The following is a 20,216-nucleotide window of genomic DNA, read 5'->3' as shown; positions in this document are numbered from 1 at the left end:
GGGGGCCTGCCCCCGAACCCCCGCGCCTCAAACGCCGGCGGGGCTGGAATGGCGGGGTCCGGGCCCCGGGCCCTCGCGCCTCAAACGCCGGCGGGGCTGGAGTGGCGGGGTCCGGGCCCTGAACCCCCGCGCCTCAAACGCCGGCGGGGCTGGGATTGCGGGGTCCGGGCCCCGGGCCCTCGCGCCTCAAACGCCGGCGAGGCTGGAAATGCGGGGCCGGGCCCCGGGGCCTCGCGCCTCAATCGCCGGCGGGGCTGGAAATGCGGGGCCGGGGCGGAGCCCCGGGGAACGGTGGAAGGGTGGGTAGGGGACAGCCCCGCAGGGCACCCCCTCACCGGCCGATGGTCGAAGGACGGCAGGGGGGATGCACCGCCCGGCCGTCGACGGACGGAGTCCGGCGCAGCGGCGCGAAGCCCGATAGGCGCGCCAGCGCCGAGCGGTGCGAGGGGCGCGTCGAGAGGGGTGGCGCGCCAGCGCCGAGCGGTGCGAGGGGCGCGTCAGGAGGGGGCCAGGGGGACCATTGACTCGAAGCTGTGGCGGGCCGCCTCTACCGCGTGGCGTTGGTCCGCGTGGAGGACGCCCAGGGCGTAGGCCGTCGTCGGGGCGATGCGGGGGGTGCGGGCCGCCGTCGCCGAGGCGGCCGCGGCTTCGGACGCGTCGCGGTGGCGGTCCAGGGCCTCGCCGGCCGCCGCCAGGCGGGCGACCTCCCCGCCCAGCGCCTCCCGCGCGTACCGGTGCACCCGCAGCAGCCGCCGCACCTCGTGCCAGGCCCCGTCGTCCTGTGCGGAGTACGGCGAGTGCCGCGGCGGCAGTGCCTCCACCGCCGCGTCCAGCCGGGTCCGCGCCACCTCCGCCAGCGGGACGAGTACGTCCTCGACCCGCCCCCGGGCCGCGACCGGGTCCAGCGGCACCTCCGAGGCGAGGACCGCCACCGCGTCCGCGACCGCGTGGAAGCGGGAGGAGCCCAGCGCGGACAGGGTCGCCGAGTGGGCCCGCGTGCGGGCCAGGGTCAGCTGGCGCTCCAGCAGCGCGCCCGCCCGCGCCGAGCCCACCGTCAGCGATCCGGCGCCGCACGCGCCGGAGAGCCGGTGCAGGGCGTCCATCAGCCGTGACAGCCGGGCGGCGTACGCGTGCTCGTCGGCCAGGGTCGAGGACAGCCAGACCAGCTCGGTGCGCAGCCCGTCCGCCCAGGAGGACTCCGCCACGGCGCGGAAGGTGGTCAAGGAGGAGGCGATGCGGCGCGCAGCCCCCCGCAGGCTGCGCGCCGCGTCGCCTCCTTCCGCGGGACCGGCGGCGCCGGCCGCGCTCTCCTCGTGCACGCGCAGTGCCCGCAGGAACGTGGTGGCCTGGGAGCGCAGGTACGTGCCGAGCACGTCGCCCGCCGTCGTGGCCCCCGTCGTGGCCCCCGTCATAAGGTCATGGTCATGGTTTGGCTGAGCCACGCCGGCGCCTCCGGGCGTCTATGAGCATCTCCTGTACGTGCCGCAGCGGCTGGCCTTCGGAGTCCGTGCTGTGCCGGGTCCATTCGCCGTCCGGGCCCAGGTGCCAGGAGGCGGTGTCGTCGGACATCCCGGTTTCCAGCAGCCGGTCCAGTGCCGTGCGGTGGGCCGGGTCGGCGACCCTGACCAGTGCCTCGATGCGGCGGTCGAGGTTGCGGTGCATCATGTCGGCGCTGCCGATCCACACCTCGGGTTCGCCGCCGTTGCCGAAGGCGAAGACCCGGGAGTGTTCGAGGAAGCGGCCGAGGATCGAGCGGACCCGGATGTTCTCCGACAGCCCCGGGACCCCGGGCCGTACGGCGCAGATGCCGCGGACCCAGATGTCCACCGGGACGCCCGCCTGGGCGGCCCGGTAGAGGGCGTCGATGAGGGCCTCGTCGACGATCGAGTTCATCTTGAGCCGGACGTACGCGGGGCGGCCGGCCCGGTGGTGGTCGGCCTCCTTGTCGATGCGGGCGATGAGCCCGTCGCGCAGCGACTTCGGCGCCGTCAGCAGCCGGCGGTAGGTCTCGCGCCGCGAGTACCCGGACAGCCGGTTGAAGAGGTCGGAGAGGTCCGCGCCGACCTGCGGGTCGGCGGTGAGCAGGCCGAGGTCCTCGTAGAGCCGGGCGGTCTTGGGGTGGTAGTTGCCGGTGCCGACGTGCGAGTAGCGGCGCAGCTGGTCGCCTTCCTGGCGGACGACGAGCGACAGCTTGCAGTGGGTCTTGAGGCCGACGAGTCCGTAGACGACGTGGCAGCCGGACTCCTCCAGCTTGCGCGCCCACTTGATGTTGGCCTGTTCGTCGAAACGGGCCTTGATCTCGACGAGGACGAGGACCTGCTTGCCGGATTCGGCGGCGTCTATCAGGGCGTCCACGATGGGGGAGTCGCCGGAGGTCCGGTACAGCGTCTGCTTGATCGCGAGGACGTCCGGGTCCGCGGCGGCCTGTTCCAGGAAGGCCTGGACGGAGGTCGAGAAGGAGTCGTACGGGTGGTGCAGCAGCACGTCCCGTTCGCGCAGCGCCGCGAAGATGTCGGGCGCGGACGCGGACTCCACCTCGGCGAGGTCGCGGTGGGTGCCGGCGATGAACTTCGGGTACTTGAGCTCCGGCCGGTCCAGGGAGGAGATCCCGAAGAGGGCGGTCAGGTCCAGCGGGCCGGGCAGCGGGTACACCTCGGCGGCGCTGACGTTGAGCTCCTGGACGAGGAGGTCCAGTACGCCGGGGTCGATGGACTCCTCGACCTCCAGGCGCACGGGCGGGCCGAAGCGGCGCCGCATGAGTTCCTTCTCCAGGGCCTGGAGGAGGTTCTCGGCGTCGTCCTCCTCGACTTCGAGGTCCTCGTTGCGGGTGACGCGGAACATGTGGTGCGCCAGCACCTCCATGCCGGGGAAGAGCTCCTCCAGGTGCGCGGCGATGACGTCCTCCAGCGGGACGTAGCGCTGCGGCGAGGCCTCCAGGAAGCGGGAGAGGAGCGGCGGGACCTTGACGCGCGCGAAGTGGCGGTGGCCGCTGACCGGGTTGCGTACGACGACGGCCAGGTTCAGGGAGAGGCCGGAGATGTACGGGAACGGGTGCGCGGGGTCCACGGCCAGCGGGGTCAGCACCGGGAAGATCTGGTTGCGGAACAGGGTGAAGAGCCGGGCCTGCTCCTTCTCGGTGAGATCGGGCCACCGGATGAGGTGGATGCCCTCCTCGGCGAGCTGCGGGGCGATGTCCTGCTGGTAGCAGGCGGCGTGCCGGGCCATGAGCTCGCGCGAACGGGTCCATATCTGGTCCAGCACTTCGCGGGGCTGGAGGCCCGAGGCCGAACGGGTGGCGACGCCGGTCGCGATGCGGCGCTTGAGGCCGGCGACGCGGACCATGAAGAACTCGTCCAGGTTGCTGGCGAAGATCGCGAGGAAGTTCGCGCGTTCCAGCAGCGGGGTGGCCGGGTCCTCGGCGAGCTCCAGGACGCGTTCGTTGAAGGCGAGCCAGCTGCGTTCCCGGTCGAGGAACCGCCCGGCGGGCAGCTCGTCGCCGTCCTTGCCGTCGTAGGCGTCCGGATCGGAGTCGAGGTCGGGCGCGAGATCCGGCGCGAGATCGACGTGGGGGCGGTGCGCGGCTATGGAGCCGATGCGCGCCTTCGCCGTGGGGGACGTGTGAGACGGGTGCTGGGCGGGGACCTCGGTGGGGTCTGCGCTGGGCTGGTGGCTCATGACTCCATTCTTCCGCGCAAGCGGAAGGACAGGCGCGTCGGACGTGTCGGCCGTCAGCCGGAGTCGCGGATGCATGGTGGGAGACTGGCAAGCGCTGCTTAATGCGCGGTGAATGGCGCATGGCTTCCAGGCTCCGCCTGGCGCACGACTACGTCGCGGGTTGCGGTTCCGCGGCCGCGGGCGTACGGGGGGTTCGCGGCCCGGGCAGGGCGCCGGGAGGTGTACGCCGGGCGGCGCGGGCCGTGCGGCGGGCGGTGCGGGTGCGGGGTGCCGGGCGGGCGGTACGGGGCCTTGTGGGCGGGGAACCGTACCGCCTGCGCGGGCTCAGCTCTCCGTGCGGTACATGAGGTCCACCTCGTAGGTGCTGAAGCCCAGACCCTCGTAGACGGCCAGAGCCGCCGGGTTGTCGGCGTCGACGTACAGCATGGCGGTGGGCAGGCCCGCCTCGGCGAGGTGGCGCAGGCCGATCGCGGTGAGTGCCTTGCCGAGGCCGCCGCCCTGGGCGCCGGGGCGGACGCCGACGACGTAGACCTCGCCGAGCCGCTCGTCGGCGTGGACCTTCGTCCAGTGGAAGCCGATCAGCTCGCCGTCGCGTTCGGCGAGGAAGAAGCCCTTGGGGTCGAACCAGGGCTGGCTCATCCGGTCGTCCAGGTCGCGCTGGGTCAGGGCGCCCTGCTCGGGGTGGTGGGCGAAGGCCGCGGCGTTCGCGGCGAGCCAGGCCGCGTCGTCGGCGCCGGGGACGAAGGTGCGGACGGTGACGCCGGGCGGCAGGACCGGTTCGGGAAGCGGCGGCGCCTCGGGGCCGAGGGGGCGGCGCAGCTGGCGAAGTTCACGGAAGAGGGTCAGGCCGAGTACCTGCGCGAGGTGGCGGGCGGCGGACTTGCCGCCGTGCGCCCACACCCGGATCCGCTTGCCGGAGGCGGCGAGCAGGGCCGAGCCGAGGGCCCGGCCGTGGCCGCGGCCGCGCAGTGAGGGATCCACGACGAGTTCGGCGGCGGGGGCCTCCACCGGGTCGGTGTCCTCCAGTTGCCCGTATCCGGCGAGCCGTCCCTTGTCGGTGAGGAGGAAGTGCCGGATGCCCTCGCGGCGGCCGCCGCGGAGTTGGAGCCGGCCCTGCTCGGAGACGGCGGTGGTGCCGTCGCTCCGCGCGGCGTCCGCGATCAGGGCCAGTACCGCCTCGGCCTGTTCCTCCGTCAGCTGGTCGAGGATGTCAATCTGCCGTCCCGGCTCAAGGGCCGCTGCTGCGTCAGTCATGACTCCACGGTACGACCGCAACCTGCCCGTAACCGATTAGGGCCTGACACGCTACGCGCGTTGACCTTAGGCTTCGGCGGACCTCCCAAGTTGTCTCGCTGTCCACAAAGGGGAACAAATGTCAGCGAAGCCACAACGGCACCGCCGCGCCCGCCGGTTGACCTTCACCGCCCTCGCCCTCACGGCCGGGGCCGGCGCGATGGTCGCCGCCGCACTTCCGGCCGGTGCCGCGAGTGGTGGCGGTGCGGCCAAGAGCCGCACCGTCGACGTGCAGATGCTGTCGTTCAACGACTTCCACGGCACGCTGGAGCCCCCGCAGGGCTCGTCCGGCACCGTGAGCGAACGGCAGGCCGACGGCACCACCAAGGCCATACCCGCAGGCGGCGTCGAGTACATGGCGTCCGCCCTGCGCGAGGCCCGCAAGGGCCACGAGTACTCCGTCACCGCCGCGGCCGGTGACATGATCGGCGCGAGCCCGATGCTGTCCGGGATGTTCCACGACGAACCGACCATCGAGGCGCTGAACAAGCTGGGGCTGGACGTCACCAGCGTCGGCAACCACGAGTTCGACGAGGGCAAGACCGAGCTCCGCCGCATGGCGTACGGCGGTTGTCACCCCGTCGACGGCTGTTTCGAGTACGGCAAGACCTTCGGTGGATCGCAGTTCCAGTACCTCGCGGCCAATGTGACGGACGAGAAGACCAAGCGCCCGATGATGTCGCCCACCTTCATCTGGAAGAAGGGGGACGTGAAGATCGGCTTCATCGGTGTGACCCTGGAGGGCACCCCGGACGTCGTGACCGCCGAAGGGGTCAAGGGCCTCAAGTTCGGTGACGAGGTCGAGACGATCAACAAGTACGCCAACGAGCTGAACAAGCAGGGCGTGAAGTCGATCGTCGCGCTGATCCACGAGGGCGGTCTGCCCGCGAGCGGCGCGTACAACTACGACTGCGACGTGCCCGGCGCGGGCGCGGGCATCTCGGGTGCCATCGTCGACATCGCGAAGAACGTCGACCCGAAGGTCGACGCGCTGGTGACGGGCCACACGCACCAGGCGTACGCCTGCAACATCCCGGACCCGGCGGGCAACCCGCGCATGGTGACCTCGGCGGCCTCCTACGGCCGGTTGTTCACGGACACCACGCTCACCTACGACCGGCAGACCAAGGACATCGTCCGTACGCCGCTCAGCTCGCCCAAGCCGGTCCAGAAGGTCGTCAGCCGTGACTTCCCGAAGGCCGGGGACATGACCGAGCTGATCCAGCGCTGGAACGCGCTCGCCGCGCCCATCGCGAGCCGCCCCGAGGGCTACATCTCGGCGGACGTGCCGGGCCGTGGCTCGGAGGCGCCGGAGAAGCCGCTCGGTGACCTGATCGCCGACGCCCAGCTGGAGGCGCTCGCGCCGGCCGACAAGGGCGGGGCGCAGCTGGCGATCATGAACCCGGGCGGTATCCGCGCGGACTTGGCCTACAAGGCCGCCGGTGGCGAGGGCGACGGGGTGGTGACGTACGGGGAGGCGTACACCGTCCAGCCGTTCACCAACATGATGAACGTGGTCGACCTGACCGGCGCCCAGCTGATCACCGCGCTCCAGCAGCAGGTGACCGGGCCGGTCAACGGGCCCAACCCGAAGATCCTGCAGGTCTCGAAGGGCTTCACGTACACGCTGGACATGACGAAGGCGGGCGCGGACCGCGTCGTCGTGGACTCGGTGAGGCTGAACGGTGCGGCGATCGACCCCGCCAAGACCTACCGGGTCGCGATGAACGAGTTCCTCGCGGGTGGCGGCGACGGCTTCACCGTCCTCAAGGAGCACAAGAACAAGCTGGTCGGCGCGTCCGACCTGGACTGCTTCAACGCGTACCTGAACAAGTCCTCGGCGGCGGCTCCGATCGCCCCGCCGGCGGCGGACCGGATCACGGTCGTCAAGTAGTACGAGCAACAACCGTACGACCAGGGGCGGCGGCCCGGACGGGCCGCCGCCCCTGCGGCGTTCTCCGCGGCGTTTCAGAGTCCGGCGAGGAACTTCCGGACGGCCTCGTGGAAGCCGTCCGGGTCGGTGAACGGCACGAAGTGGTCCCCGTCGAGGGGTGTGTACGAGGTCCCGGGCCGCCGGGCGACCATCGCGTCGGCGGTGTCCTGCGCGAGCGTCTGGCTGCGGGTGCCGTGGACCAGCAGGGCCGGGCAGGTGCTCGCGAGCCAGTTGTCCCAGTGGTCGCCGCGGCAGGCTTCGGCGGAGTCGGTCATGTCCTGCGGGTGGAACGGCAGCCGCCAGCCCTCGCCGCCGGGGAGCGGGCGCAGCGCCTGTTCGACGAACCGGGAGCCGACCGGGCCGGCCGCGGCGAGGAGTTCCTCGCGGGTGGGGGCTGTGTACCGCATGCCCCTGAGGAAGGTGAAGAGCCCTCCCGTCGTGTCGGGGGCGATCTGCACGGTGGCGTCCACGTTGACCAGGGCGCGGACCCGGCCGGGGTGGGCGGCGGCCAGCTGGTAGGCGGTGATCCCGCCGAGGGAGTAGCCGAGTACGGCGACGGGCTCGTCCAGGCCGAGGTGGTCGAGGAGGGCGACGGCGTCGTCGATGTACCCGGCGCGGCCGTAGTCGGGGGCGCGGTCGGAGTCGCCGTGCCCGCGCTGGTCGGGGGCGATGACCCGCCATCCGTCGCCGAGGGCTTCGGCGAGGCCGGTGAAGGCGAGGCCCTCGGACATGCCCCCGTGCAGCGCGAGCAGTGGGCGGCCGGGGCCGCCGAAGTCGAGGTAGGACAAGGCGCGGTCGTCGATCGTCAGCGTGTGGCGCATGGTTTCGCTCTCCCCTGGGTGGCCTGCGGTGACGGTATGACCATGACCCTGCCAGTAGTTGGGCAACCGCGCAATACGTTTGTATTGGGCGGTTGCCTAAAAGTGTGCGCGGATACGATCCCGCCATGGGAAATCGCGAGGACCTGCTGGCCGGAGCGCGCCGCTGCCTGGAGGAGAAGGGGTACCTGCGCACCACCGTGCGCGACATCGCCTCGGCCGCGCAGGTGAGCATGGCCGCGATCGGCTACCACTTCGGATCGCGCGAGGCCCTGCTCAACCAGGCGCTGTCCCGGGCCATGGAGGAATGGGCGGCGTCGGCCGGCCGGCTTGCCGGGCAGGGGGAGACCGCCGCGGAGCGCTACGCCGACATGTGGGACCGCAAGATCGCCGACTTCGGCGAGATGCGCTGGCTGTGGACGGCCTCCGTCGAGGCCTTCGTGCACGCGCAGACCTCGCCCGCACTGCTGTCGGTCCTCGCCGACGACCAGCGCCGCTCCCGCCGGATGGTCGCCGCCCAGTGGCGGGGCGTGCCCCAGGAGGAGGTGGCGGAGGAGGACGTACGGGGCCTCGGGTCGGTGCACCTCGCGCTGCTGACCGGGGTGATGGTCCAGTGCCTCACCGATCCCGGGCAGGCGCCGAACGGGCGGGAACTCGCCCAAGGCCTGCGCGCCATGGCCGAGTTGCTCGAAAGCTGACCCGTACCGACGGGTAGTAAAGCCCGCTGCCGCACGCCATACTCCGGTCCGACCACCGGACCGGAAAAAGGGGCGGGCATGGCACTGGATCGGCGTGGATTCCTCACCGGGGCACTGGCGGCGGGCGCGGGAACCGCGATGGCACTGGGCTCAGCGGCCCCTGCCTCCGCGGCCCGGGCCTCCGCCGGGACGGCCCCCGCCGCGCGCGCCGCGCTCGGCACCCAGGACTGGATGGCCGGACTCGCCGACTCCACCCCGCTCCAGCGGATGACCATTCCCGGTACCCACGACTCCGGCGCCACCAAGGGCGGCCTCTACGTCGCCTGTCAGAACACCTCCATCGCCCAGCAGCTCGACTCCGGCATCCGGTTCCTCGACGTCCGCTGCCGCGTCACCGGCGGCTCCTTCGCCATCCACCACGCGGCGTTCTTCCAGGACCTGATGTTCGGCGACGTCCTCGTGGCCTGCTGGAACTTCCTCGCCGCACACCCTTCCGAGACCGTCCTGATGCGGGTCAAGCAGGAGTACTCCGGCGAGAGCGACGCGACGTTCCGCGCCGTCTTCGACGACTACCTCGACAACCGCGGCTGGCGACCGCTGTTCCGGATCGCCGACGCCCTGCCGGCCTCGCTCGGCCAGGCGCGCGGGAAGGTGGTGCTGCTCGCCGACAACGGGGGACTGCCGGGCCTGCGCTACGGCGACGGCAACGTCTTCGACATCCAGGACGACTACAACGCGGAGCCGTTCGCCAAGCGCGGCAAGATCGAGGACCAGTTCCGCCGGGCCGTCGCGCAGCCCGGCAAGCTCTTCGTGAACTACACCAGCACCGCCGCGTACATGCCGCCGCGCTGGAACTCCGACCGGCTCGATCCGCAGGTCCACGGCTTCGTCGACGGCGGCGAGCTGGCCGGCCGGACCGGGCTCGGCATCGTCCCCATGGACTTCCCGAACACCCGCTCCGGCCTGGTCGCCTCACTGATCCGGCACAACTGACGAGGGCGGCGGGGGAACGAGGGGCGGTGCGGGCGGCGGGGTCGGTGCCCCCGGGATGCTGAGCACCGCCTCCGTGCCCGGGCCGCCGTCCGCCGGCGCCCGCAGCTGGGCGCTCCCGCCCGCGCGCTGCGCCGTACGGGCCACGATCGACAGGCCGAGCCCGCTGCCGGGCAGCGCGCGGGCCGACGGGGAGCGCCAGAACCGCTCGAAGACGTGGGGGAGGTCATCGGCCGGGACGCCGGGCCCGTGGTCCCGTACGGTCAGCTCCCCGTTCCGCAGGGCCACTTCCACCGTGCCGCCCGGCGGGCTGAATTTCACGGCGTTGTCCAGCAGGTTGACCACCGCCCGCTCCAGCGCGGCCGCCTCACCCCGTACGTACCAGGGCCGCAGGTCCGAGCCGAAGACCAGCTCGGGGCCGCGCAGGCGGGCCCGGGACAGCGCGGTCTCCGCGATGTCGTGCAGGGCCACCACCTCCAGCCGTACGTGGGCTGCGGCATCGGGCCGGGACAGCTCCTGGAGGTCCCCGATCAGCGCCGCCAGTTCCGTCATCTGCGCCTTGACCGAGGCCAGCAGCTCCTTGCGGTCCTGCGGTGGGATGGCCCGGCCGGTCTCCTCGCTGCGCGCCAGCAGTTCGATGTTGGTCCGCAGCGAGGTCAGCGGGGTGCGCAGCTCGTGCCCGGCGTCCGCGATCAGCTGGGCCTGCCGGTCGCGGGAGGAGGCCAGGGCCGCCGTCATCGAGTTGAACGACCGCGACAGGCGGGCGATCTCGTCGTCGCCCTCGTCGGGGATCCGTACGGTGAGGTCCTCGGTGCGCGCGATGTGCTCGACGGCGCCGGTGAGTTCGTCGACGGGCCGCAGACCCGTCCGGGCCACCCACAGCCCGGCCACACCCGCGCCGACGACGCCGACGCCCGAGACGAACAGCAGCACCCAGGCCAGGGTGGACAGCGGCCTGTCGACGTCGGCGAGCGGCTTGGCCACGGAGATGGCGACGGTGCCGCCCACCGGTCCGCTGACGTTCACCGGCTGGGTGTAGACGCGTACCGGCGTGCCCTCGGTGGTGCGGCCGTCGTACAGCACCGGCCCGCGCCGGCCCTGGGCGACCTGGAGGTCGTACGCGGTGACCGGGAGGGTGTTCTTGCCGTCCACCCAGCACCGCCCGCCCGCGGGCAGGACGATCTGCACCTGCGCGCTCAGGTTGTTGACGATGGCGCCGGGCACCTTCTCGCGGCAGCCGACCTCCGACAGCGTCTGGTTGGCCTGAGCGCTGGCGTTGGTGGAGCGCAGCGAACTGTCGAGCTGGTCCCGCAGCTGCGTACGGACCATGAACCAGCTGACGACGGCGACGGCCGCGACGGCGACCGCCACGGCCACGGTCACCAGCAGGGCCAGCCGGGAGCGCAGGGGCAGGGCGCGGAACCGGTTGACCGGGCTCATTCGGGTCCGCTCTCACCGGCGCGCAGGACGTACCCCACCCCGCGCACGGTGTGTACGAGGCGGGGCTCGCCGCCCGCCTCGGTCTTGCGGCGCAGGTACATCACGTACACGTCGAGGGAGTTGGAGCTCGGCTCGAAGTCGAAGCCCCAGACGGTCTTCAGGATCTGCTCGCGGGTCAAGACCTGGCGGGGGTGGGAGAGGAACGTCTCCAGCAGCGTGAACTCGGTACGGGTCAGCTCCACGGGCCGGCCGGCACGGGTGACCTCGCGGGTGGTGAGGTCCATCCGCAGGTCACCGAAGACGAGGGTGTGTTCGGGTTGGGCGCCGCCCGGTGCGGGGGCGGCGTAGGCGCTGCGGCGCAGCAGGGCGCGGACCCGGGCGAAGAGCTCGTCGAGCTCGAAGGGCTTGACGAGGTAGTCGTCGGCCCCCGCGTCGAGGCCCGTGACGCGGTCGCCGACGGTGTCGCGGGCCGTCAGCATCAGGATCGGTGTGGTGCTGCCCGAGGCCCGCAGGCGCCGGGCCGCGGTCAGGCCGTCCATGCGGGGCATCTGGATGTCCAGGACGATCAGGTCGGGGGCGTACGAGGCCGCCTTGTCGAGGGCGTCGAGCCCGTCGACGGCGGTCTGCGTCGCGTACCCCTCGAAGGCGAGGCTGCGGCGCAGGGCCTCGCGGACGGCCGGCTCGTCGTCGACGACGAGGACGCGCTGGGGGTCGCCTTCGGCGCTCCCGGCAGTCGTTGCAGCCATGGTGGGGTCCCCCAGGGTGGTGGTCGGTCGGTGATCGGCGGCTCCTCCAGGCTAGGGCGTCAGTAGGAGTTCGGGCCGTTGTCGCCGCTGCCGCCGGTACCGCCCTGGCGGAGGGAGGACAGCTCGGCCTTGACCGTGTTGACCGGGATGGCGAAGCCGAGGCCGACGCTGCCGGCGCTGGAGCTGTCCGCCGAGGGGGAGTAGATCGCGGAGGGCATTCCGACGATCTCGCCGTTCATGTTGACGAGGGCGCCGCCGGAGTTGCCCGGATTGAGGGAGGCGTCGGTCTGGATCGCCTTGTACGAGGTGCTGTCCTTGCCGGTGTCGCCGTTGAACTGCCGGCCGTCGAAGGAGAACGGCCAGCCGTCACCGCCTTGGCGGCGTTGCGGCAACTGCTGCTCCTCGGACTTCGGGACGCTCACCTCCCGGTTCAGCGCCGAGACGATGCCGCTGGTGACGGTGCCGGTGAGGCGGTCGGGGGAGCCGATGGCGACGACCTGGTCGCCGACGCGCAGGTTGTCGGAGTTGCCGAGGTGGGCGGGCTTGAGGCCGGAGGCGCCCTGGAGCTTGATGAGGGCCAGGTCCTTCGCGGGGTCGGTGCCGAGGGTCTTGGCGGCGTACTTCTTGCCGTCGCTCATCGTCACCTGGATCTCGGAGGCGCCGGCGACGACGTGGTTGTTGGTGACGATCTCGCCGTCGGCGGTGACGACGATGCCGGAGCCGGTGCCCTGGCCGGAGCCGGTGCGGGTGTCGATGCGGACGACGGAGGGGCTGACCTGTTCGGCTACGCCGGCGACGGTGCCGCTGCTGGACTGCGAGACGTTGGTGCCGGTGAAGGCGCCGGGGCCGGTGCCGTGCTGGCCGAGCAGCTCCTCCACGGCGGCGGCGGTCCCGCCGCCGACGAGGGCTGCGGCGAGGGCGACGGCGGCGAGCAGCGCGACGGGACGGCGGGGCCTCGGGGCGGCGGCGGCCGGGGCCGGGGCCGGGGCCGCCGGCGGGTACGCGGGGGGCGGGGGGTACTCGCCTTCGCGGCGGAAGCTGTCGGTCATGTCTCAGACTGTGTCCCCGGATGATGAGAGCATTCTGAGTCCCGTCTGAGAAGCCCGACAGAACCGCGTATGCCCGATATAAGGTCCCCCCTTGCTGCCGCGATGGCCGGGGTGCCGTTTCGCGCGCGGCGCCGCTGCGGGGGCCGGCCCCCGGGCCCTCGCGCCTCAATCGCCGGCGGGGCTGGAAACGCGGGGCTCCGGGCCTGGGGGGCCGTTTCGTGTGCGGCGCCGCTGCGGGGACCGGCCCCCGAACCCCCGCGCCTCAATCGCCGGCGAGGCTGGAGTGGCGGGGGCCAGCCCCCGAACCCCCGCGCCTCAATCGCCGGCGGGGCTGGGATTGCGGGGCCGGGGCGGAGCCCCGGGGAACGGTGGAAGGGTGGGTAGGGGACAGCCCCGCAGGGCACCCCCCCCACCGGCCGATGGCCGAAGGACGGCAGGGGGGATGCACCGCCCGGCCGTCGACGGACGGAGTCCGGCGCAGCGGCGCGAAGCCCGATAGGCGCGCCGGCGCCGAGCGGTGCGAGGGGCGCGTCGAGAGGGGTGGCCCGCAAGGGCCGAGCGGTGCGAGGGGCGCGTCAGGACGGGCGGCAGCCGCAGGAGCGGCGGATCACCAGGGCCGACGGGAACTGCTTCAGCCGCTCGCGGCGGGAGCCCGCCACGCGCAGGGCGTCGTCCAGGACCAGATCCACCGCCGCCCGCGCCATCGCCGGGCGGTCCGACGCGATCGTCGTCAGTGGCGGGTCCGTCAGGGCCGCTTCCTTGACGTCGTCGAAGCCGGCCACCGCCAGCTCCCCCGGCACGTCGATCCGCAGCTCCCGCGCCGCCCGCAGCACACCGATCGCCTGGTCGTCCGTCGCGCAGAAGATCGCCGGGGGCCGGTCCGGCCCCGACAGGACCTCAAGGGCCACCTTGTACGCGTCGTAGCGGTTGTACGGGGCCTCGAACAGCCGGCCCTCCACCGACCGCCCGGCCTCCAGCATCGCCCGGCGCCAGCCCTCGACGTGGTCCGCGACGGGGTCGCCCACCGACGGGGTGTTCTCGACGCCGCCGATGCAGGCCACGTACGGGTGCCCGTGTTCCAGCAGGTGCCGCGTCGCGAGCTGCGCGCCGCCGATGTCGTCGGTGATGACCGCGACGTCGTCGATCGCCTCGGGCCGCTCGTGCAGCAGCACGATCCGCGCGTCCCACGCCTCGATCTCCGACGCCGCGCGCTCGCTCATGCCCTGGCTGACCAGGATCAGGCCCGACACCCGCATCCCGAGGAAGGCCCGCAGGTAGTGGACCTCGCGCTCGTCGCGGTAGTCGGAGTTGCCGACCAGCACCATCTTCCCGCGCTCGGCGGCGGCCTGTTCGACCGCGTGCGCCATCTCCGCGAAGAACGGCTGCCGCGCGTCCGGCACGATCATGCCTATGAGGTCGGTGCGCCGCGAGGCCATGGCCTGGGCCACCCGGTCTGGCCGGTAGCCCAGGTCCTTGATCGCGGCGAGTACACGCTCGCGCGTGGCCGGGGCGACCGGCCGGGGTCCGTTATTGATGACGTAGCTCACGACGGCGGTAGAAGTACCCGCAAGTCGCGCCACGTCATCCCGCGTCACCTTGGCCACGCGCGGCAGTCTACGCGGGGTGACCTACCTCTGGGCAGGGCGTCCTGCCGACTGGACCGTCACCGGTGCTTCCTCCATACGGGGGAGCGCCGCGGCGGCCTGGGCAGCCGCTTCCGCAGCCGCCCGTTCCACCTTCTCCGGCGTGACGAAGCGGTAGCCGACGTTGCGCACCGTCCCGATCAGCGACTCGTGCTCGGGGCCGAGCTTGGCGCGCAGTCGCCGTACGTGGACGTCCACCGTCCGGGTGCCGCCGAAGTAGTCGTACCCCCACACCTCCTGGAGGAGCTGGGCGCGCGTGAAGACCCGGCCCGGGTGCTGGGCGAGGTACTTGAGCAGCTCGAACTCCTTGAAGGTGAGGTCCAGGACCCGCCCCTTGAGCTTCGCGGAGTACGTCGCCTCGTCGACCGACAGGTCACCGTTGCGGATCTCCATCGGGGAGTCGTCGGAGCCGAGCTGCTGACGGCCGGTGGCCAGCCGCAGCCGCGCCTCGACCTCGGCGGGTCCGGCGGTGTCGAGGAGGACGTCGTCGATGCCCCAGTCGGCGGTGACGGCCGCGAGGCCGCCCTCGGTGACGACGAGGACCAGCGGGCAGCCGGGCCCGGTGGAGCGCAGCAGCTGGCACAGCGACCGCACCTGCGGGAGGTCGCGGCGGCCGTCGATGAGGATCACGTCGGCGCCGGGCGTGTCCACGAGGGCCGGGCCCTCGGCGGGGGCCACCCGGACGTTGTGCAGCAGCAGGCCGAGGGCGGGCAGCACCTCGGTGGACGGCTGCAGGGCGTTGGTGAGGAGCAGGAGCGAGCTCATGCCCGACCACCTGCCCGGGTCGGGTGTTCGTGCACGCCCGTGTGCGCGTGCACGGTTCGCTGGTCCATCACTCGGTTCCTCCTCGGTCCCGTCGAGGACTTTCGCGGCACTGCTTCGTACGACTTCGTGTGGTGCCTGCCCGGTCCCCGCGCCCTGAGGCCCGGACGGCACCTGTTCTCGGTCCGTTCAACGTGCTGAAAGCACAAAAGGACCCGGGGGCTACGTTGCCCGGATCCTCTGCTCCGTCAGGATAGCCCACCGGCCCTTTCGGGGCCGAGGTTCCATCTGATCCCTCTTCTGTGGTTCCCGCCACGCCGGGCATCCGGTGGGAGGCGTCATCATGGAGGCCGACGGCACAGAGCCGACGGTAGAGCCGACGATGGGAGCAGCAGTGGCAACCGGGACCATCCGCTACTGGGCGGCGGCCAAGGCCGCGGCCGAGACGGCGGAGGAGCCGTACTCGGCGCGCACGCTGGCCGAGGCGCTGGACGCCGTGCGGGAACGCCACCCGGGGGAACTGACCCGGGTCCTGCTGCGCTGCTCCTTCCTCGTGAACGACGAGCCTGTGGGCAAGCGCCCGCACGATGCCGTCCTGTTGACGGAAGGGGGCACCGTCGAGGTGCTCCCGCCGTTCGCGGGCGGGTGAGCGGGAGCCGATGAGCAACTCCGACGAACAACAGCCGCAGCCGCAGCCCCAGCGGCAGTCTCGGGGGAGGCACGGGCGGCCCGGGCCCGAGCAGGACCCGTACGGGACCCAGACCTGGCAGTCCGAAACCTGGGAGACCGGCTACCAGCCGGTCCAGCAGGTTCCGCAGTCGCCCGCCGCGCCGCTGGGCGGGGTGCCCGGGCAGCAGCAGCCCGTCGCGCCCGAAGGGTGGTTCCGCGACGAGGCCCCGGCGGGCCCCGGCCAGGCGCCGCCGTCGTCCGAGTGGGCCGCCGAGACCGCTTACCTGCCGCCGTACCAGGAGCAGGCTCCGGTACAGCAGCCGCAGCCGCAGCCGCAGCCGCAGCAGGCGCAGCCCTTCGCGCCGGAGGGCTGGTTCCGCGAGGAGGCCCCGGCGGGCCCGGGCCAGGCGCCGCCGTCGTCCGAGTGGGCCGCCGAGACCGCTTACCTGCCGCCGGTGCGGGAGGACGCCGCTCAGCAGGGCTGGTACCGCGAGGAGGCCCCGGCCGCCCCGGCACCCGCCCCCGGCGGGAACTGGGCCGAGACCACGGCCTACCTCCCGCCCCAGGCGGCCGCTCCCCAGACCCCGGACGCCGCCGCGACCGCGTACCTGCCGCCGGTCCGGAACGACGACGCCGCCGCGACCGCGTACCTGCCCCCGGTCCGGAACGACGACGCCGGGGCCACCGCGTACCTGCCGCCGGTCACCGATGCGACGGCCCCGCCCGCACCGGCCGCGCGCGGTGCGGCCGCCACGCCCGCCGCGCCCGGCGAGGAGCCCGAGTACTCGCCGCCCACCCTGGCGGGGAACACGCTGCGCGCCGTCGACCCCGCGCAGGCCCGCGCCGAGGGCCGGTCACCGATCATCGACCCCGGCCCGCAGTCGGCCGTACTGACCGCCGCCCTCGGGCTGCTGCTGGCCGGCGCGGCCGCGCTCGGAGACCTGGCGCTGCTCGTGCCGCTGATCGCCCTCCAGGGGCTCACCGCCGCAGGCTGGTTCCGCCTCAACGGCATGTGGCCCGCCCGCCAGGGGATCGCCCTCGCCTTCGCCGGAGCCGTCGTCGCCGACGCGGCGGTGCTCGCGGTGGACGACGCGTACGGCCCCGGCGCGATCATCGGCACCCTCGGCGCCTGGGTGCTGCTCACGCTGGTCCTCCAGCTCCGCAGCCACGCCGATCCCGACGAGCGGATGTACGGGTTGATGGCCTCGGTGGCCTCCGCCGCACTCGCCGTCGTCTGCGCCGGGTACCTGGCTTCCGGCTCGCAGGCCGTCAGCGTCGGCGCCGCAGCCGTGGCGGTGGCCGTCTTCGCCCGTGCGCTGCCGCTCCCGACCCCGGCTTCCGTCGCCGTCTCGCTGGCCGCCGCGGCCGGCGCGGGCATCGCGGTCGGTTCGTTGAACGGTCTCGGGGCAGGCGGTGCACTGGTCGGACTGGCCGCCGGTGTGTGCGCGCTGGTGGGGCTGCGGGTGGCCGCGTACGACTACCCGTCGAAGTTCGTCCACATGACGGCCGGAGTGGCGCTGCCGCTCGCGGCCGCCGCCCCCGCCGTCTACCTGATGGGCCGGGTGGTCGGCTGACCGCCGTGCTGACGGCGGCCACATGTCCGGACATGGTCAACTAGAGCGCACGTACCGATCAGTAGGGGGAGGGGAACGTGCGTTTTCTACGCGCCGTCGTCATCATCGCAGTGATCCTGGGCGGGCTCTTCGTGGGTGCCGACCGCTGGGCGGTCGGCTACGCCGAGAACCGGATCGCCGAGCGGATACAGGCCCGGCAGGGGCCGGCCGGCAGTGCGGAGGTGGACATCCACGGGTTCCCGTTCCTGACGCAGGCGCTGGGCCACGAGCTCGACCGGGTCGACGTCACCCTCAAGGGCGTCGAGGCCTCCGCCGACGGCCGCAAGACCCGCCTCACCCGGCTCGACGCGGCCTTCCACGAGGTGAAGCTCAACGACGGTTACAGCGGCGGCACGGCCCGGCGCGCCGAGGGCACCGCCTTCGTCTCGTACGCGGACCTCACCGAGGCGTCGCAGAACGGCGTCACCGTCGCCTACGGCGGGACTCCGGGGAAGGTGAAGGTCACCGCCCGGCTGGAGTTCCTCGGCCAGGGCCTGACGCGCAGTGTCGTGTCGACCATTGCCCTCGCGGACGGCCCGTCCGGGAAGGGCAAGATCGTCCGGGTCCACGCCGACGAGGTGCCGGGCGAGGGGATCCCGGGCATCGAGCGGGTCGTCCGCAAGAAGACCGACTTCGACCGCAGCATCGACGGTGGCCTGCCGTCCGGGCTCCAGCTCTCGACGCTGACCTCCGACGAGCAGGGCGTCCACCTCTCACTGACGGGCACTGACGTGGTCCTGGCAGGTCAGTAGGGCATCCTGGCCCGCCCGGACGGGGTCGTGGCCGGATCGTGAGACGGCTGGTCCGATCCGCAGGAGGACGGGCCGGCGCGAAGAGCCCCGGAGGCCGTAAGACGGCCTCCGGGGCTCTTCGCATCCCGCCATTCGGACGATCCTGTCTCGGAATATGACACACCGGTGACAGGGCGGCCGATTCGTCCCTACGATCCCTACCTATGAAGCATCAGCAGGCGGACCTCACGAAGCGGCGGGCAGTAGACCTGTGTCGCGTCGCCGCCATGCTCTGTCGCTCCATCTAGCGGTGTGAGCCCTTCCGCTCCACCGGCCGTCGACGGCCTTTCCCGCGTGAGTGAATCCGCGACCCGCCCGGCTGCCCCCTGACGCCTCCCCGCGCAGGGATCGACGGCGGTCGCCCGGAGCGCCGCGCAAGCGCACCACCCCGCAGCAGCATCCGCACCGTCCCGCCGCACACTGCCCCGGAGGAGAACACCATGAGCCGCAGCGACGTCCTCGTCGACGCCGACTGGGTCGAGGCCCACCTGAACGACGCCAACGTCGTCATCGTCGAGGTGGACGAGGACACGTCCGCCTACGACAAGAACCACATCACCAACGCCGTCCGGATCGACTGGAAGAAGGACCTCCAGGACCCGGTCCGCCGTGACTTCGTGGACCAGGAGGGCTTCGAGAAGCTCCTCTCCGCCAAGGGCATCTCCAACGACGACACGGTCGTCCTCTACGGCGGCAACAACAACTGGTTCGCGTCCTACGCCTACTGGTACTTCAAGCTGTACGGCCACCAGGACGTCCGCCTCCTCGACGGCGGCCGCAAGAAGTGGGAGCTCGACTCCCGCGACCTGGTCGACGGCAATGACGTCCCGAACCGCCCGGCCACCCAGTACAAGGCCAAGCCCCAGGACGCCTCGATCCGCGCCTTCCGCGACGACGTCGTGGAGGCGATCGGCAGCCAGAACCTGGTCGACGTGCGCTCGCCCGACGAGTTCTCCGGCAAGCTGCTCGCCCCGGCGCACCTCCCGCAGGAGCAGTCGCAGCGCCCCGGCCACGTGCCGAGCGCCCGCAACATCCCGTGGTCGAAGAACGCCAACGACGACGGCACCTTCAAGTCCGACGAAGAGCTGACCGCCCTCTACGAGGCCGAGCAGGTCGACCTGTCCAAGGACACCATCGCCTACTGCCGCATCGGCGAGCGCTCCGCGCTCACGTGGTTCGTGCTGCACGAGCTCCTGGGCCAGGAGAACGTCAAGAACTACGACGGCTCCTGGACCGAGTACGGCTCGCTGGTCGGCGTGCCGATCGAGCTCGGCCCGAACAAGTAACCAGCACAAGCCCTCTCCAGGACAGGACAGAGAAACATGTGTGGAGCACAGATCGGCGGGCCCGACCTCGCCACGCTCAAGCCCGGTGAGACCGCCATCCAGGGCCAGGTGACCAAGGACGGCGAGCCCGTCAGCGGTTACGTACGGCTGCTGGACTCGACCGGCGAGTTCACCGCCGAGGTCCCGACCTCGGCCACCGGCCAGTTCCGCTTCTACGCCGCCACCGGCTCCTGGACGCTGCGGGCGCTCGTCCCGGGTGCCCAGGCGGACCGTGCCGTCGTCGTCGCCGAGGCCGGCGGAGTGACGGACGTGGCGATCGCGGTCTGACCGCCGCTCCACGTACGACCGGCCGAAGGGCCGCACCCCAGGGGGTTGGACGCCACTGGAACGGGGTGCGGCCCTTCGTGCCGTGCGGGATCCGCCCTACTCTGGAGGTATGTACGCCAGGAGGCGCCGCGTCTATTTCCTGATGATGGGCGGTTGCCTGTTCCTCTTCGTCTCCGCCTGGGCCTTCGTGCGCCTGTGGTCGGTGGAGGCCGCCGTCGCGCTGTGCGTCGTCGCCATGGTCATCCCCCCGGTGGCCGCGATGATCGCGAACCGGCGCGGCCCGGACGACCGCTGGTGGGACGACCCTTCGGGCGATCCCAAGTCCGACGAATGGTGGGACGAACTGGACGGAAAGCGGCGCCGGTACGACGGAAACGGCGACCCAAATCCACCGCAATAAGAATGTAATAAGAACGAATACAACGGCTTCCCCCCGCAGCGGGTCTTGGGTGTGCGCGGGCAAACGCACCTGCGCCTCCAGCC

At 72.4% G+C, this 20,216-nt stretch carries 19 protein-coding genes; 10 read left to right on the top strand and 9 right to left on the bottom strand.

Going from position 1 to position 20,216, the window contains the following annotated elements; genetic code table 11:
* Nucleotides 1-497: 497 nt before the first annotated feature.
* From IE207_RS28810 to mshD, 3 genes are all read right to left on the bottom strand, one after another.
* Complete coding sequence (locus IE207_RS28810) at nucleotides 498-1,412, bottom strand: CHAD domain-containing protein (RefSeq protein ID WP_190187245.1); 915 nt, start codon at nucleotides 1,410-1,412, stop codon at nucleotides 498-500.
* Between the two features lie 10 nt (nucleotides 1,413-1,422).
* On the bottom strand, nucleotides 1,423-3,675 hold the full coding sequence (locus tag IE207_RS28805) for an RNA degradosome polyphosphate kinase (protein WP_190187244.1): 2,253 nt from the start codon (nucleotides 3,673-3,675) through the stop codon (nucleotides 1,423-1,425).
* A gap of 324 nt (nucleotides 3,676-3,999) precedes the next feature.
* Nucleotides 4,000-4,929, bottom strand: coding sequence for a mycothiol synthase (gene mshD / locus IE207_RS28800; protein WP_190187243.1), 930 nt, complete (start codon nucleotides 4,927-4,929; stop codon nucleotides 4,000-4,002).
* 118 nt (nucleotides 4,930-5,047) lie between these two features.
* Here mshD and IE207_RS28795 point away from each other — a divergent pair, with 118 nt between their 5' ends.
* The gene (locus tag IE207_RS28795; RefSeq protein WP_190187242.1) at nucleotides 5,048-6,862 is read left to right on the top strand and encodes a bifunctional metallophosphatase/5'-nucleotidase; all 1,815 of its coding nucleotides are present in this window, start codon (nucleotides 5,048-5,050) and stop codon (nucleotides 6,860-6,862) included.
* Nucleotides 6,863-6,936: 74 nt separating this feature from the next.
* Here the strand turns inward: IE207_RS28795 and IE207_RS28790 are convergent, their stop codons facing one another.
* Nucleotides 6,937-7,722, bottom strand: a complete 786-nt coding sequence (locus IE207_RS28790) for an alpha/beta fold hydrolase (protein ID WP_190187241.1) — start codon at nucleotides 7,720-7,722, stop codon at nucleotides 6,937-6,939.
* Between the two features lie 125 nt (nucleotides 7,723-7,847).
* Between IE207_RS28790 and IE207_RS28785 the strand changes: the two genes are divergently transcribed.
* The gene (locus IE207_RS28785) at nucleotides 7,848-8,417 is read left to right on the top strand and encodes a TetR/AcrR family transcriptional regulator (protein WP_190187240.1); all 570 of its coding nucleotides are present in this window, start codon (nucleotides 7,848-7,850) and stop codon (nucleotides 8,415-8,417) included.
* A 78-nt stretch (nucleotides 8,418-8,495) separates the two neighbouring features.
* On the top strand, nucleotides 8,496-9,410 hold the full coding sequence (locus tag IE207_RS28780; RefSeq protein ID WP_190187239.1) for a phosphatidylinositol-specific phospholipase C: 915 nt from the start codon (nucleotides 8,496-8,498) through the stop codon (nucleotides 9,408-9,410).
* Here IE207_RS28780 and IE207_RS28775 read toward each other — a convergent pair.
* The 5 genes from IE207_RS28775 to IE207_RS28755 form a co-directional block, all read right to left on the bottom strand.
* Entirely contained in the window at nucleotides 9,390-10,847 is a 1,458-nt protein-coding gene (locus IE207_RS28775) for a sensor histidine kinase (protein WP_190187238.1), read from the bottom strand. The genes IE207_RS28780 and IE207_RS28775 overlap by 21 nt on opposite strands.
* Complete coding sequence (locus IE207_RS28770) at nucleotides 10,844-11,593, bottom strand: response regulator transcription factor (RefSeq protein WP_190187237.1); 750 nt, start codon at nucleotides 11,591-11,593, stop codon at nucleotides 10,844-10,846. The genes IE207_RS28775 and IE207_RS28770 overlap by 4 nt, the downstream gene beginning before the upstream one ends.
* Before the next feature lie 59 nt (nucleotides 11,594-11,652).
* Nucleotides 11,653-12,642: a S1C family serine protease gene (locus IE207_RS28765; RefSeq protein WP_190187236.1), complete on the bottom strand. Its 990-nt coding sequence runs from the start codon at nucleotides 12,640-12,642 to the stop codon at nucleotides 11,653-11,655.
* Between the two features lie 575 nt (nucleotides 12,643-13,217).
* Entirely contained in the window at nucleotides 13,218-14,246 is a 1,029-nt protein-coding gene (locus IE207_RS28760; RefSeq protein ID WP_190187235.1) for a LacI family DNA-binding transcriptional regulator, read from the bottom strand.
* Between the two features lie 24 nt (nucleotides 14,247-14,270).
* The gene (locus IE207_RS28755; RefSeq protein WP_190187234.1) at nucleotides 14,271-15,050 is read right to left on the bottom strand and encodes a winged helix-turn-helix transcriptional regulator; all 780 of its coding nucleotides are present in this window, start codon (nucleotides 15,048-15,050) and stop codon (nucleotides 14,271-14,273) included.
* 391 nt (nucleotides 15,051-15,441) lie between these two features.
* Here IE207_RS28755 and IE207_RS28750 point away from each other — a divergent pair, with 391 nt between their 5' ends.
* The 7 genes from IE207_RS28750 (at nucleotide 15,442) to IE207_RS28725 (ending at nucleotide 20,133) form a co-directional block, all read left to right on the top strand.
* Complete coding sequence (locus IE207_RS28750) at nucleotides 15,442-15,696, top strand: MoaD/ThiS family protein (protein WP_190187233.1); 255 nt, start codon at nucleotides 15,442-15,444, stop codon at nucleotides 15,694-15,696.
* Nucleotides 15,697-15,706: 10 nt separating this feature from the next.
* A complete protein-coding gene (locus IE207_RS28745) occupies nucleotides 15,707-17,290 on the top strand; it encodes a hypothetical protein (protein WP_190187232.1) in 1,584 nt (527 codons plus the stop codon).
* 77 nt (nucleotides 17,291-17,367) lie between these two features.
* On the top strand, nucleotides 17,368-18,081 hold the full coding sequence (locus IE207_RS28740) for an LmeA family phospholipid-binding protein (RefSeq protein ID WP_190187231.1): 714 nt from the start codon (nucleotides 17,368-17,370) through the stop codon (nucleotides 18,079-18,081).
* A gap of 203 nt (nucleotides 18,082-18,284) precedes the next feature.
* Nucleotides 18,285-18,368 (top strand): putative leader peptide, encoded by an 84-nt coding sequence (locus IE207_RS34210; RefSeq protein WP_359921537.1) that lies wholly within the window; start codon nucleotides 18,285-18,287, stop codon nucleotides 18,366-18,368.
* A 192-nt stretch (nucleotides 18,369-18,560) separates the two neighbouring features.
* Nucleotides 18,561-19,406 (top strand): sulfurtransferase, encoded by an 846-nt coding sequence (locus IE207_RS28735; RefSeq protein ID WP_190187230.1) that lies wholly within the window; start codon nucleotides 18,561-18,563, stop codon nucleotides 19,404-19,406.
* 36 nt (nucleotides 19,407-19,442) lie between these two features.
* Nucleotides 19,443-19,733 (top strand): DUF1416 domain-containing protein, encoded by a 291-nt coding sequence (locus tag IE207_RS28730; protein ID WP_030030422.1) that lies wholly within the window; start codon nucleotides 19,443-19,445, stop codon nucleotides 19,731-19,733.
* A gap of 109 nt (nucleotides 19,734-19,842) precedes the next feature.
* The gene (locus IE207_RS28725; RefSeq protein ID WP_229874108.1) at nucleotides 19,843-20,133 is read left to right on the top strand and encodes a DUF3099 domain-containing protein; all 291 of its coding nucleotides are present in this window, start codon (nucleotides 19,843-19,845) and stop codon (nucleotides 20,131-20,133) included.
* Nucleotides 20,134-20,216: the final 83 nt, after the last annotated feature.

This window comes from Streptomyces cirratus, from assembly GCF_014650775.1.
Lineage (GTDB): Bacteria > Actinomycetota > Actinomycetes > Streptomycetales > Streptomycetaceae > Streptomyces > Streptomyces cirratus.
Note: the sequence above shows the minus strand (reverse complement) of the source record. Positions and strands in the feature narration are given on the sequence as shown.

Coding starts and splice junctions, on each gene's coding strand:
- IE207_RS28780 (WP_190187239.1), top strand. CDS start 8,496: ATGGCACTGGATCGGCGTGGATTCCTCACCGGGGCACTGGCGGCGGGC.
- IE207_RS28770 (WP_190187237.1), bottom strand. CDS start 11,593: ATGGCTGCAACGACTGCCGGGAGCGCCGAAGGCGACCCCCAGCGCGTC.
- IE207_RS28730 (WP_030030422.1), top strand. CDS start 19,443: ATGTGTGGAGCACAGATCGGCGGGCCCGACCTCGCCACGCTCAAGCCC.
- mshD (WP_190187243.1), bottom strand. CDS start 4,929: ATGACTGACGCAGCAGCGGCCCTTGAGCCGGGACGGCAGATTGACATC.
- IE207_RS34210 (WP_359921537.1), top strand. CDS start 18,285: ATGAAGCATCAGCAGGCGGACCTCACGAAGCGGCGGGCAGTAGACCTG.
- IE207_RS28790 (WP_190187241.1), bottom strand. CDS start 7,722: ATGCGCCACACGCTGACGATCGACGACCGCGCCTTGTCCTACCTCGAC.
- IE207_RS28745 (WP_190187232.1), top strand. CDS start 15,707: ATGAGCAACTCCGACGAACAACAGCCGCAGCCGCAGCCCCAGCGGCAG.
- IE207_RS28765 (WP_190187236.1), bottom strand. CDS start 12,642: ATGACCGACAGCTTCCGCCGCGAAGGCGAGTACCCCCCGCCCCCCGCG.
- IE207_RS28785 (WP_190187240.1), top strand. CDS start 7,848: ATGGGAAATCGCGAGGACCTGCTGGCCGGAGCGCGCCGCTGCCTGGAG.
- IE207_RS28775 (WP_190187238.1), bottom strand. CDS start 10,847: ATGAGCCCGGTCAACCGGTTCCGCGCCCTGCCCCTGCGCTCCCGGCTG.
- IE207_RS28755 (WP_190187234.1), bottom strand. CDS start 15,050: ATGAGCTCGCTCCTGCTCCTCACCAACGCCCTGCAGCCGTCCACCGAG.
- IE207_RS28810 (WP_190187245.1), bottom strand. CDS start 1,412: ATGACGGGGGCCACGACGGGGGCCACGACGGCGGGCGACGTGCTCGGC.
- IE207_RS28795 (WP_190187242.1), top strand. CDS start 5,048: ATGTCAGCGAAGCCACAACGGCACCGCCGCGCCCGCCGGTTGACCTTC.
- IE207_RS28735 (WP_190187230.1), top strand. CDS start 18,561: ATGAGCCGCAGCGACGTCCTCGTCGACGCCGACTGGGTCGAGGCCCAC.
- IE207_RS28725 (WP_229874108.1), top strand. CDS start 19,843: ATGTACGCCAGGAGGCGCCGCGTCTATTTCCTGATGATGGGCGGTTGC.
- IE207_RS28805 (WP_190187244.1), bottom strand. CDS start 3,675: ATGAGCCACCAGCCCAGCGCAGACCCCACCGAGGTCCCCGCCCAGCAC.